This window comes from Bradyrhizobium sp. LA6.8, from assembly GCF_040547935.1.
In the GTDB taxonomy this organism is placed as follows: Bacteria; Pseudomonadota; Alphaproteobacteria; order Rhizobiales; family Xanthobacteraceae; genus Bradyrhizobium; species Bradyrhizobium barranii.
The window spans coordinates 226,309-238,578 of the sequence record NZ_JBEPQQ010000007.1 but is presented as its reverse complement, the minus strand read 5'-3'; the positions used below and the strand labels follow the sequence as shown (position 1 = coordinate 238,578).

Genomic DNA, 12,270 nt, shown 5'->3' with positions numbered 1-12,270 from the left:
TGGGAGCTTCGGCGATGCGCGCAGTTCTGGATCATTGCACCGGCGGAACGGAGCGGCAGGTCAAGGCCGGCACGTCGGTCGTCACCGAGGGCGGCACCAGCAGCGGCCACCTCTACGTGCTCGTCGAGGGCAAGCTCGAGGTGCTCAAGAGCGACACGGTGGTCGCGACCATCACCGAGCCCGGCGCCGTGTTCGGCGAGATGTCCGTGCTGCTCGGGCTGCCGCACACCGCGACGGTGCGGGCCAGCTCGGATTCGGTGATCTATGAGTTCGAGGACGCGGCGTCATTCCTCATCCAGCGGCCCGAGGTCGCGCTGCTGCTCGCGCGCACGCTGGCGCAGCGGCTCAACGTCGCCAACACCTATCTCGCCGATCTCAAGCGGCAATATGCCGGCCACGGCACGCATCTCGCCATGGTCGGCGAGGTGCTCCAGAGTATGATCAACCTGCCGCCGCTCGAGGTCTCGCCAGGCTCGGATCGGCAATCCGATCCAAGGATGTGAGCCAGTCCGGCGGCTCCTCGACGGTGTTTGCGGGCCGCTTCAGCGGTGCGCCGAGGTCGATCCACTGCGCTTCGCCCGCTGCCAGCCAGAACGCCTTGTCCGCATCGAGATCCAGCACGACATGCGTCGGCGGCCGTCCCGGTTGCAGGCCGGCGTTGAACACCCATGTCTGCCCGAGCCGGTCGAACCACGAGCCGTCGGCGATGAAGGGTGACTGGTGCACATGGCCCGAGATCACCATCGACGGCTGATACTGCATGATCCACTGCACCAGATCGACATCGCCGAAGAAGCGCTTGCCGCCCCAGCTCGTCGGTGAATTCGCCGGCGGCGCATGATGCGCCCAGATCCAGCGCTGCGGGCGATTGGCGGCGGCGTCGCGCAGCTGCGCGACGATGCGCTGCTTGACCAGCGGGCCATCCCACCACGGGCACACCGTGAACAGCGTGTCGCCGATGGGGAGGCTGTCGCCGTCGCAAGTGATCCCGAGCTCCCGCACCTCCGAGATCCAGCGCGAGATCTTTTCGCCCTCCGCATTGCGTTCGTCGAGGTCGTGATTGCCGGAGCAGAGGATCACGCGGGTCTGCGTCGCCAGCAGCGCGAGGTATTTCTTCACCACCACGATCTGCGCGCGAAAATCCACCATCGAGCCGATGTCGAGGGCATCGCCGGCGAAGATCACGAGGTCGAACTGCGGCGCCGCGCTGACCAGCCAGTCGAGCTGCGGCAGCGAGTAGTGCAAATCGGCCACGACCAGGCAGCGCATTGAAAATCCATGGGCGGGTTTGAAAAGGTCTGGGAATTCCAAAACGTCATTTATAAAGCAAGAAGCAGACCAGAATGGCTGCTCTCTTCGTCAGGCCAATGGCCGGCCGCATGCTGCGGTGCATTGGCGTGCGCAAGTAGCCTGGCACCGCGGGGCTGGACCGTGTCATCGAATTCTGATGTCGTGGCGCATCCTCAAACGCCCGTATCCGCATGATCTCCTTCAAGACCATTCGTGCTCGCGCCGAGAAACGCAAGGGCGGCCCCAAGGCGCTGGACAAGCTGATGCCCGAAAAGCCCGACCTGAAGGGGCTGGCCAAGCTCGGCGACGATCGCATCCTCGCCGAGATGACCAGGCGGGTGTTTTGCGCGGGCTTTGCCTGGAGCGTGATCGATTCGAAATGGGACGGCTTTGAAGCGGCGTTTTTGCATTTCCAGCCGGCCAAGCTCACCTTCCAGCCGGAGGACTATTGGGAGGGCCTCGTGCGCGACGCGCGCATCGTGCGCAACGGCGCCAAGATCATGTCGGTGCGCGACAACGCCAGCTTCGTCCAGGAGATCGCAAAAGAGCACGGCGGCTTCGGCAAGTTTCTGGCGAAATGGCCGCCATCCAACGAGGTCGGCCTGCTCGATCTCCTGACCAAGCGCGGCAGCCGGCTCGGCGGCAACACCGGGCAGATGCTGCTGCGCTTCGTCGGCTGGGATGGTTTTGTCACCTCCAGGGATGTCGTCGCCTGCCTGCGCGATGCCGGCCTCGACATCGCCGAAGAGGTCAAATCAAAGGGCGATCTCGCAAAAGTGCAGGCACAGTTCAACGCCTGGGCCGAGGAGACCGGTCTGCCATACACATATCTGTCACGCATCTGCGCGCTCTCGGTTGGCGAGAACCGAAGCGAGCATTAGGTCACGAGAACAAGGAGAAACAAAATGGCAAAAGCCTATTGGGTTGCGACCTACCGCGCGATCAAGAGCCCCGACGCCATGGCGGCCTACGCCAAGCTGTCGCGTCCGGCCATCGAGGCCGCCGGTGGACGCGTGCTCGCGCGCGGGATGCCGGTTGCGACCTACGAGCACGGCCTGATGGAACGCGTCGTTCTCATCGAGTTCGACAGCGTCGAGCGTGCCAGGGCGGCGTATGAAAGTCCCGCCTACAAGGCCGCTCACGACCTGCTCGGCGACGGTGCCGACCGCGACATCCGGATCGTCGAAGCCGTCGAATAACGCCATCGACAGGCAGATCGTGTGCATCGTGTGGCGATCCCGTGCCGTGAGCGCGGCAGATGAAACTCGCGATCACGAAATGCATTTTTCCGGAACATTCGTGCGCAACACCCGTTCGGGAATTTGAGCCAGGCGACACAGGCGCAGGGAACGCCCGTTTTGGCTCGACTCACTGAAACCCGGCACGACAGAAACGGAGCAGCTCATGAAGCTCACATCCGAACAGGTGAAGCAGACCGTCAACCAACTCGGCGCCCAGGTGCTGCCCGACGAACATCCCGCCATGCCGCAGCTCAACAGCATGTTCGGCGAACACACCTTCTTCGTCGACGAAACGGGCCTGAAGGTGCTCGAGCCGACGCCGTCGGTCAGCGCCGAGCGCCAGACCGGCGAAGTCGTCAGCCTCGCCGACTGGAGCGATGCCGACCTCACGCGCCTGATGGCCCATGAGCCGGAGCCGACGGGTGTGATCGTCGTGTTCGAGCATGTGAGGCATTGATCGGCCCGAGCGGATCGGCCTTCATCGGTGGCGGGTCTGAAAATCCCGCCACCTTCCATGACTGGTCTGGGGCCGCGCCGCGGACAAGGATCTCGCGTTCGCGGCGGGGCTTTCCAGGCTGGCTCAAATGCCGAAAGTCAGCTGCGGCTCCGCATCGTCGCTGTCCTGGAGGGCAGACAGCGATACCCCCAGGAGCCTGACGCGCTTGGGCAGCGGCATCTCGGCTTCGAGCAGGCCGCAGGCCAGCCGCTCCAGATCGTCCCGGCCTGCAACCGGCGGCGTGACGGACCTGCTGCGCGTGATGATCTCGAAGTCGGCGAATTTGATCTTCAGGGTGACGGTGCGGCCGCGGTTACCGGTCGTCTCGCAATGGCGCCAGACCTTGTCGACGAGCGGCTTGAGCTCGGCGGCCAGCGCGCCGTATTCGTCGAGGTCGGTCGAGAACGTCGTCTCCGCGCCGATCGACTTGCGAATCCGGTTAGCCCGGACCGGTCGATCGTCGACGCCGCGTGAGATCCAATAGTAGTACGCGCCCGACTTGCCGAAATTCGCATTCATGAACTCCAGCGTCTGGTTGCGGATGTCGAGGCCGGTGAACAGGCCGAGCGCATTCATCTTCGCACTGGTCGCCGGGCCGATCCCGTGGAACTTGCCGACGGGCAGCGTCTCGACGAAGGCGGGTCCCATCTCCGGCGAGATCACGAACTGACCGTTGGGCTTGCGATGATCGGAGGCGAGTTTTGCAAGAAACTTGTTGTAGGAGATGCCCGCCGAAGCATTGAGGCCGGTCTCGGCCTTTATCTTCTCACGGATCAGCAAGGCGACGTCCCGCGCCAGCGGGATGCCTTGCAAATTTTCCGTCACGTCGAGATAGGCCTCGTCGAGCGACAGCGGCTCGATGATGGGCGTGTGCTCGGCAAAGATGTCGCGGATCTGCCTGGAGATCGCCTTGTAGACCTCGAAGCGCGGCCTGACGAAGATCAGGTCGGTACATTGCCGCTTCGCGGTCACCGAGGGCATCGCAGAGCGAACGCCGAACTTGCGGGCCTCGTAGCTCGCGGCCGCGACGACGCCGCGTTCCGCGGAGCCGCCGACCGCGACCGGCTTGCCGCGCAGCTCCGGATTGTCGCGTTGCTCCACGGACGCATAGAAGGCATCCATGTCGATATGGATGATCTTGCGGACGGGCGAGGCCTCGCCAGTCGCCGTGCCGGATTCGCTCATGGGACGATGATACAATTGCCCGAAGAGAAGCGCGAGGTGATGGATGCTTCAGTTGTTGGTCTTCGTCGTCGGTGTGGTCGGCATCGGCTGGCTGATCGGCGCGACCAATCTTCCGGGAGAGTGGTATGCGGCCCTTGCCAAGCCGGGTTTCGTGCCGCCGAACTGGGCGTTCCCGGTGGCGTGGACTATCCTTTACATCATGATCGCGGTTGCGGGCTGGCGGACTTTTCGCCGTGAGCCGTCGGGTCGAGCGATGCAGGTCTGGGCCGCGCAGCTGGCGCTGAATTTCGTCTGGTCCCCGGTGATGTTCACGATGCACCAGATCGGCGCCGCGCTCGTCATCCTCATCTGTCTGTTCGTCGCGATCGTGACCTACATCAGTCTCGAGACATCACGGGACAGGCTGGCCGCTGCGTTGTTCGTGCCTTACGCAGCCTGGGTCGCCTTTGCCGGCCTGCTCAATGCGGCCATCTGGCGCTTGAATTGAGGCGATCTGTCCAAGGTTCATCAAAGAGCAATCTCAGGCTTGTGAGTGGCGAGCCTAGGCACGCGTTCCTATATGGGAGCGCGGAGGACAGCCAATGCAATACAGCTCCGAGCTCATTCAGACCATGCGCCAGGCGCTCGAGACCGTGATGGCGAGCGTGCCCGCCGATCAGTCGGTGTTCGGTCTGAAAGCCGCTGTCGCCGAATGCATTTTGAAGGCCGCCGCGCACGGTCATACGTCGTATGACGCCCTGGTGACGTCCGCCTCCGATCAGATCCAGTCGATCATCTCGATGCTGACGTGAGTGCTTGTTCTGAGAGGCCGGCGGCAGATCCGGAGTTCATGCCGACGGAGGCGCCCATAGGAACTCAGGACGAATGCCCTGCTGGATGAGGTCCGTGCCAAGCGACTGAAGTGTGAACATGGCGCCGATGCTGGGTCTTGTACCGCTTGTCCAGCAAGTTTGAAGGCCGATCAAGAGCTGCGACAGGGCCTGATTGAACGCAAGCGACGGACTCGGTGTGACGGTCGATTGCTGAAAATCGAACCAGGTCGGAAACGGGATTGGTGCTCCCGTAAAGCTCCAGTGGCCCGCCGCATCCTGCACCAGCGTTTTCTCGGTGTAGATTTCCTTGAAGACATAATAGTGGGCGAATGTTGCATTGCCGGTTGGGGGTTGGTTAGGAGAGCCTTCCGTACCTTCACCTTCGCCCTTGATCAGCTGGATCGCCGCCTGCGCATCGGCGATGCTCTTGATCGGCGTTGCTTCCCCCGAATTGACCGCGAAGGCGCTGGCATTGATCGCGGGATTGACTGTGGTGAAACCCTCGGCGATCGCATCGTAGAAATCACCGATCGTCGCGGGTCCCGTTCTTGCGGCGAGCGCAACCGGTGGAAATTCCGGATACTCGATCTGCATGAAGACCTGAACTTGATCTGGCGTAAGCGGCTTCAGATCAACGGGCAACTTTTGCAGAATTTCTCCGGGCAGGACATTGGTCGGGTAGCTCGGAATGAAGGCCGCATTGGCAATGGATGGCACGCCGCCGATCGCGGTCAGCATGTTGCCTGCCAGGGCAAAGTGATACATCTCTTGCACCACAATGTCCTCAATCATACCGCCGACGCCGCCCGGGTCGCTGTTGATCGACCATTGCGCGCAAAGATAAGGCGGGATGGTGGAGAACTCCAATTGCATCGCGGTCTGGAGTGCGTCTTTCAGGTCGGAAAGCGTCGTAATGCGATCCTCGACGAACTGGGCGATGGTTTTCATCTGAAGCACCCCTCCCGACTCGGTTGATTGCGAAGCCCTGTTCCTGGCGCCGCCACTGGATCGACGTCGTCAAGCAGGTTCCGTGTTGGCTCATTGCTTGCGGGACGAGCGCTCCCGGGGTGGTTCAGTCCGACAATAACCGGATATCGGTCTGCGGCATCACGCCTACAATCGGACCTGCCCCGATGATCGCGACCAGAAACATGCTGCGATCAGGCTCATTTTCCGCACCCCATAAACAGTAGTGCAATTTAAGGGTGCAATCAATTGCGCAGTTGATCAGAGATTTGTGACCGTTTTTCCATTCGACATGCTTAGCCGGACGCGCGCGCCGTTGCGAAGGCCAGATTGCGAGCCGCAACATTTGATGGATGGTGCCGTCACAGCGTCAAAAGCCGGCACACAATCTCGGTCCGGCACACAGTCTCGGTAAAGAGTAAGGAGACTGGCGCACCCGACACGATTCGAACGTGTGACCTTTGCCTTCGGAGGGCAACGCTCTATCCAGCTGAGCTACGGGTGCTAGTCGAGGTTCATTTAGCCGATTGGCGGGGGGTGGGCAACCGCTTCTCTGGAGAGCCTCCTTCGGCAAAGGTCACACGTTCGAATCGTGTCGGGTGCGCCATCCAGATACTCGTCAGTGCCGCAGCTGTGGCTGCAACTACTAATTGCTAAATTCTTGGCTTATTCTCAAGGAGAGAATAAGGCTTGCGGGAGCGCGAATCCAGCGGCTGCGCCAGGAAAGACGAGCTGTTGCGGGATGTGCCATCTGCGCAGGTTCGGCGTTTGGCCGTCTGAGTCGCCTTTCGAAGTCCATGACACCTCGAGGCCCAGCTTCCTCATTCCCTAACAGCTACATAGAACCGTTTATAAATGTAAATAACCCGCCGAGGGTTGTATTGACCGTCGACATCAACTGAGCTTCTGTTCCCGACCAATGGGCAGACAGGGTCTCCGAGTGCCGGACGAGAAACTTTCAGATGTGGCAGCGCGCTGGTGCGCTGCGCGAGGCGAAGCTTGGACGGTCAGCGGAGAGGCGGGCGATGGCGGAACCTCTGAGGTTTTTGCTGTTCAGTCGCCAGATGGTGACCGGGCCCTGAAACTCTACAATCGAAAGTTCTCGTCGGGTTCCTTGGGCACAATAGAAAAGAAGAGGATCGAAGCTCAGCTCGAGCTCGGCATAAATGACTGCCCTTATCTCGTTGATGTGTTCGAGGGCGGGGAGTTCGAAGGACACCTTTACTTGCTTATGAATCGCGCCCCTGGCCGCGAACTCGCCAAGCGCCTTACGGACATCCCCAGAGAGAAGATTAGGTCAATAGTAGATCAGATCGCACAAGCTCTGATCTTTCTCCGCTCGCGCGGACTCTGCCATCGCGACGTCAAATCGGCGAACGTGTTTATTTCGGACGATTTCAATCACGCCACCCTGCTCGATCTCTCAGTAACGCGCAACGTGAATGATCCTGTTGGTCTGGGGACGGACCAAGATAACCAGTTACCGGTTGTTGCGACGGCACGGTATTCCCCGCCCGAATACCTCTTCCGCTTGCTCCAACCTGCTCCGGAAGCTTGGCACGCCCTGGACATCTATCAGCTTGGGGGCCTGCTTCATGACCTAATCATGCGAAAACAATTATTCGAAACAGAGTTCCAAAAGTCGAGAGACAACCGATACCGCTTTGCATGGATCGTCGCGACCGTTGCACCAACCGTAAACGCAACCGATGTCGATCGCGATCTGATTTTCTTGGTAAGGCGTGCGCTGGACAAGGATTGGGAAAAGCGAGCTCTGATGAAATTGGAAGACTTCCTGGCAGATAACGAAAGGCAGCAAGCATTAGCCCTAAACGTTCTCGGATTCGCCGGTTCACATCGAGTCGCTCCGAGCACGCCAAGCTTGAACGAATTACGACGGCGGGTCGGCAAAGTGGCGGAAGCTCTCGAGCTAAGGATGCACGAGTTTCTGAAACGTCAGGGTCTGACTGCGACCCACCACAACGAAGCCGGGAGAACCGATTGCTCTAAGATACTACGCTTCGCTTGGGACGCCGAAAAGGACACACCTTTAACCGGAAAAATTCAGCTTACGACTGATCTTCATTTGAAGATCACACCTCAGGGTCAGTCGTTTGAATGTAAGGCATCTTTACACAGCAGCATCAACGGTCTCGACGTATCGAGCGATATTCAGTTTCCGGACGTGCCGGATGATGCGGGCTCGAGCGACCAGCTTGGGGAGCAAATAGAGGCTTCGCTCGGCTCTCTTGCCACATCACTTCTAAGAGTTTCGTAGATTTAGAGGGGGAAACGGAATGTCATTATGGTGGGCTCGCCGAGAAAATCTCGATAAGGACCAAGTTGCTCTGATTGAGAACTTGTCTCTTCAAGAGCATCATCTCGTTTTAGGCCCCCCGGGATCCGGAAAAACAAACGTGCTGTTGCGCCGAGCGCAATATGTCCGATCTCAAGGTCTCCCGAACGTCCTGGTTCTTAGCTTTACCCGCTCCCTGACAGAGTTCATTAAGACGGGGTGTTTCGACGCGCAGGGCAGAGAAATCTTTCCACAAAGCTGTGTCAGCACTTTGGAATCGTGGATCCGGGGCCTTTACACCCAGCACGGCACATCGCTACCCCCCACACAGCGATCCCTTACCGACTGGAAACGGACCCTTGCATCCGGGGCGCTAGGGTTTTCTGCCGCGGGAAAGCTGCCCAAATATGATACGTTGTTCGTGGACGAAGCCCAAGACTTGGTAGAAGAAGAGGTCGAGCTATTGTCGCAATGGGCAAACACCGTTTTCTACGTCGGGGACGCGAGGCAACAAATCTATAACCATTCGAACGGTTTGACCGCTATCAGAGCGCTTCAGCAGACAAAGGAATCGGCTTTGTCGTTCCACTACAGGTTAGCTCCCGAGATCTGCAGGATGGCTGACCGCATACTCGTTGCCCAAGGCGGAGCCGGGTTGGAAGCAACAAGTCAGTATAGCGGACCACGGCCCGGGCGGATCGGTGTCTATGGACCACTCGCTCGAGACGCGATCGTCGCGGCCGTGAAGAACACCTTGATAGGTCAGCTTCGCGCTTATGCGGACATGATCGCACAAGGAGACCTACTTGGGATTATTGTGGCGCGCAAAGAAGATCGCGACTTTATGCTTATGCAACTCGAAAACGACCCCGATCTGTCAGGGAAATCACAAATTGTAAGGGCGCGCGAGGGTAGCGATGACGATCATGATCCAGCCTTTAGCCGGGATCGTCCGATTTGCATTCTAACGGTCCAGGGCTGCAAGGGCTTGGAGTTTCGTTCCGTCCATTGGCCATTTTGTGAGGAGCTTCAATTTTATCACCACCCTGAACACTACTACACCGTGGTAACTAGAGCGAAGACGTCCCTAGACATCTACCACGTAGATCAGTTGCCGCAGACGCTAGCTCGCGCTTATGCGCCCCCCGATGAGAGACTCTGGTGAACCGATGCTGCCTGTTGTGAATTACAGCCGCGTCACAGATGACGAACTGAATCTTCTCGTTGTGGGAGCTGCGCCCCAACATTCAGTGCCCTGGACCATGCGCGACACGCCGACGCGCCTAGGAAGCAATGAGTTTGGCGTGGTATGGGTAGCCACCCGGTCGGAAATATCGATTGCCCAGCCTCTAGTCATAATCGTTCGCAAAGAAGATCAGCGACGCTTATTTGGTCGCTTTTCACAATTGCGGAGTGACTTATCGCCGCTGTCAGCATGGTGTCACATTACGACGCCAGACCGGATCGACTCTGTTGACGACCTTGTGCGCCCCGCTGATCTAGGCGACTACACAGCTGCGTGGGCTGGCTTAGTTGTGGCCGAAGCAATGCTTCTCGGAGATCGGCCGGTTTCTCGAATAAAAATCGCTGGCTGCATGGCCACTCAGACCTTTAGCGTCGCGCGCACGGCCGCTCTATGGTCTCCGACCTCCATCTCCGACACGATGGAGAAATATGATGCGGCCTACAACTTGTTTCGCTCCGAGACGAGGAAGTCCGCGGGGGTCCGGATCGCGCTTGAACCGATCTGGAGCATACTAACAACGCTCTCCGGCGCCCTTTTGCGGCAGTCTGATAGTCGCCTTCTGCCGTTGGTAGAAGCCATTCATTTGCTTCATCTCGCGCGGCTTCACAAGGACAACCAAGAAGCAGAGGCCTTCCTGAGACCCCTGGCCTACCTAATGCCCGCAGAGTTGAAAGCTGACTTAGAACGCCTTTCCTCTCTATCACCGGAGGACCGGGTTCGAACGTTCGACAAAGTCTTGTCGTATCTCGAAAAAGTGCCACCGACCGAAAGAGAACGTCATATCTTCGCTGCGTTAGCTGGATATTTGGCCACCGTAGCTGCCGGTGGCGCACCGAGCCTGGCCTTACTTTCTGCTAGTGCGCAGCGATGGCCCGAAATTACTGCTTGGGCATACGCTCTGGGGGGCGTGGGCGAACCTGTGTTGTGGACTTCGAGTTTCGACGGATTGGGGCGGCTCGTCGCTAGGGAACTGCTTCGTCCGTTGCGCCTTGACGAACCGCCCACCTCCGATTTTGCTTTAGACGAAGCTACAATTTTGTCGGATCCGCAGTTGGCGGATCCACTCGTTCACTTGCGGCTCAAACAATCACGGATCGCGACCGTCGCTTTACACCCCGGTGTCAATCTTTCCGTGCCGATGAATGATCAGGCGAGCTCCGAGGGTCGGGACACTCCGAAACAAAGCAGCTCGGTGAATCGCGGTGCATCTTCTGCGTCCGTCCAAAACCCTTTAGCTTTATTTGCCGAAGCGATTTGGCCGTATCTAGAGGAAAAGCTCGCGGAACGAGGTGTCGTCGACGCAGGGAGCAGCAAGGGGAGGGCAAGTAGACGCGGGTCAAATCAAGGAAGATTACCATTGAAGCCCCCTCCCAAATACTAGCTGGCGTGAATATGTCCCGATTTCGTCCGCCTAAGCCGGCGCAACAATGAGAGACTGCCGCACCGAAGGCGAACAATCGCGGTCGGTCTTCACGCCGTCAGCTTCGGAAGAACGGGATTCCATTCGAATTGGTGGGCCGATTGATTGCTGACGAGATATTTCGGTCTAATCCAATCCAACTTTCGGAAATTCTTCGATCGCCCGCCGCGCGTTGCCAACGTCAATCAGGCCAAGTGGGTTGCGGTTGATGTCCTCCCGCCCAAGAACTGGCGAGATCCTCCGGCCGTTGTATCCAAGCTTTCTGAAATGACGGAATATCGGCTATTCTTTCAAAAAAGCCGCGCTCCGTGGCCACGATTAGAGCTGGCAAGGCTAGGTAACCGTAGAGCCCGAAGTCGATACCGTCGTTACGCTTTTTCGGAGCGTCTGCGTTATAAGGTTCGCGTTCTTTTTTGCTCCTAACGAACTGACGCCAAAAATATCTTAGCTGAAGATCATAGCGGGTTGAAAGCGGGGGGACCGTATTTGCGTCCGCATTAAAACTCTCTAGCACGCGGCTTAAAAGTGGGTGACTGTATTCGTCAAGCTCGCCAGCATGTTCGCGCGCGGCATAAAGCGCTTCAGTTTTGCGAAATAGGTCAGACCACATGGCTCTATCTTCGTGCAACACATGCTCGATAAGATCATCTGAGCTAATCTCGCATTCACGAAGCATGGACCAGGCCTGGCGTGAAACATCAGAAGCATCGGGTTTGTTGTTTTCTTGAGTTGCGGCACCGATCATCACACGTATGTCTTTAGTGCCCAACATGACCGGCATAGCTGGATCCAGAAAAGTCTCCAAGCAATCGATCATGGCTCCGAAGTCGCGATCGTTAATCGACCCCCTACTCCGCTGGTTGATCAATTCACCGCAAGCGTGATCAGCCAGGGAAAATTGATAACCATGGGCCTTCATCGCCGAGAATGAGGAGACCCAATGTGGGGCCCGAGGGCTATGGGCAAGCTCCCGGACCGGCCCGGTATCGAGCACGACCATGCAGTTTTCTGCCATTTTTGAATTTAACTCGCGCCTAATGCCGCTCAAAAGCGGCTCCAGATAGTTCCAGCTTCGATTCTGACCCACGGGACGCAGACTGACTAGAGCCGATCGCGCTGCGCTGCGAGTATCTAGACAGGCTTCAGATTCCCCTTTCGTGCGACTTCGAGGTCTCCTTTTCGTGATACAGCAAAGGCGCAGCCGATGCCGGTTCCGCGATGACCTGCAGTGAGCAGCTCGCCCCGAAAGGCCCCGACTCTTCCTTTGATTTCGAAATGTTAATGAGCGGTCTCTCGGCACCGCGGACCAATGATTGCG

The 12,270-nt window shown here is 58.5% G+C and carries 13 protein-coding genes, 1 tRNA gene and 1 pseudogene; 10 read left to right on the top strand and 5 right to left on the bottom strand.

Annotated elements, in window-relative coordinates:
- The first annotated feature begins 14 nt into the window (after positions 1-14).
- A complete protein-coding gene (locus ABIA90_RS30350; RefSeq protein WP_071917051.1) occupies positions 15-503 on the top strand; it encodes a Crp/Fnr family transcriptional regulator in 489 nt (162 codons plus the stop codon).
- Here ABIA90_RS30350 and ABIA90_RS30345 read toward each other — a convergent pair.
- The gene (locus ABIA90_RS30345; protein ID WP_354119089.1) at positions 442-1,269 is read right to left on the bottom strand and encodes a metallophosphoesterase family protein; all 828 of its coding nucleotides are present in this window, start codon (positions 1,267-1,269) and stop codon (positions 442-444) included. The genes ABIA90_RS30350 and ABIA90_RS30345 overlap by 62 nt on opposite strands.
- Before the next feature lie 212 nt (positions 1,270-1,481).
- Between ABIA90_RS30345 and ABIA90_RS30340 the strand changes: the two genes are divergently transcribed.
- The 3 genes from ABIA90_RS30340 to ABIA90_RS30330 all read left to right on the top strand — a co-directional run bounded on the left by ABIA90_RS30340 (position 1,482) and on the right by ABIA90_RS30330 (position 2,988).
- Entirely contained in the window at positions 1,482-2,171 is a 690-nt protein-coding gene (locus tag ABIA90_RS30340; RefSeq protein WP_354119088.1) for a DNA-3-methyladenine glycosylase I, read from the top strand.
- Between the two features lie 24 nt (positions 2,172-2,195).
- The gene (locus ABIA90_RS30335; protein ID WP_354119087.1) at positions 2,196-2,489 is read left to right on the top strand and encodes a DUF1330 domain-containing protein; all 294 of its coding nucleotides are present in this window, start codon (positions 2,196-2,198) and stop codon (positions 2,487-2,489) included.
- A 205-nt stretch (positions 2,490-2,694) separates the two neighbouring features.
- Positions 2,695-2,988 (top strand): hypothetical protein, encoded by a 294-nt coding sequence (locus tag ABIA90_RS30330; RefSeq protein WP_166066167.1) that lies wholly within the window; start codon positions 2,695-2,697, stop codon positions 2,986-2,988.
- A 123-nt stretch (positions 2,989-3,111) separates the two neighbouring features.
- Here the strand turns inward: ABIA90_RS30330 and dinB are convergent, their stop codons facing one another.
- Positions 3,112-4,212 (bottom strand): DNA polymerase IV, encoded by a 1,101-nt coding sequence (gene dinB / locus ABIA90_RS30325; RefSeq protein ID WP_354119086.1) that lies wholly within the window; start codon positions 4,210-4,212, stop codon positions 3,112-3,114.
- A gap of 43 nt (positions 4,213-4,255) precedes the next feature.
- Here dinB and ABIA90_RS30320 point away from each other — a divergent pair, with 43 nt between their 5' ends.
- On the top strand, positions 4,256-4,699 hold the full coding sequence (locus tag ABIA90_RS30320; protein WP_175617967.1) for a TspO/MBR family protein: 444 nt from the start codon (positions 4,256-4,258) through the stop codon (positions 4,697-4,699).
- Between the two features lie 94 nt (positions 4,700-4,793).
- Positions 4,794-5,003, top strand: a complete 210-nt coding sequence (locus ABIA90_RS30315; protein WP_014491045.1) for a hypothetical protein — start codon at positions 4,794-4,796, stop codon at positions 5,001-5,003.
- A gap of 36 nt (positions 5,004-5,039) precedes the next feature.
- Here the strand turns inward: ABIA90_RS30315 and ABIA90_RS30310 are convergent, their stop codons facing one another.
- Both ABIA90_RS30310 and ABIA90_RS30305 read right to left on the bottom strand, forming a co-directional pair.
- A complete protein-coding gene (locus ABIA90_RS30310; protein ID WP_354119085.1) occupies positions 5,040-5,972 on the bottom strand; it encodes a ferritin-like domain-containing protein in 933 nt (310 codons plus the stop codon).
- Between the two features lie 446 nt (positions 5,973-6,418).
- A tRNA-Arg gene (locus ABIA90_RS30305) sits at positions 6,419-6,495 on the bottom strand.
- 25 nt (positions 6,496-6,520) lie between these two features.
- Between ABIA90_RS30305 and ABIA90_RS30300 the strand changes: the two are divergent.
- From ABIA90_RS30300 to ABIA90_RS30285, 4 genes and pseudogenes are all read left to right on the top strand, one after another.
- Positions 6,521-6,597 (top strand): annotated as a pseudogene (locus tag ABIA90_RS30300).
- A gap of 333 nt (positions 6,598-6,930) precedes the next feature.
- On the top strand, positions 6,931-8,268 hold the full coding sequence (locus tag ABIA90_RS30295; RefSeq protein ID WP_354119084.1) for a protein kinase domain-containing protein: 1,338 nt from the start codon (positions 6,931-6,933) through the stop codon (positions 8,266-8,268).
- A 19-nt stretch (positions 8,269-8,287) separates the two neighbouring features.
- Positions 8,288-9,451 carry an AAA family ATPase gene (locus tag ABIA90_RS30290; RefSeq protein ID WP_354119083.1) on the top strand — a complete coding sequence of 388 codons (1,164 nt, stop codon included), beginning with the start codon at positions 8,288-8,290 and terminating at the stop codon, positions 9,449-9,451.
- 4 nt (positions 9,452-9,455) lie between these two features.
- Positions 9,456-10,913: a hypothetical protein gene (locus tag ABIA90_RS30285; RefSeq protein ID WP_354119082.1), complete on the top strand. Its 1,458-nt coding sequence runs from the start codon at positions 9,456-9,458 to the stop codon at positions 10,911-10,913.
- A gap of 220 nt (positions 10,914-11,133) precedes the next feature.
- On the opposite strand, the gene ABIA90_RS30280 is transcribed toward ABIA90_RS30285, so the two are convergent.
- Positions 11,134-11,952 carry a hypothetical protein gene (locus tag ABIA90_RS30280; RefSeq protein WP_354119081.1) on the bottom strand — a complete coding sequence of 273 codons (819 nt, stop codon included), beginning with the start codon at positions 11,950-11,952 and terminating at the stop codon, positions 11,134-11,136.
- Positions 11,953-12,270: the final 318 nt, after the last annotated feature.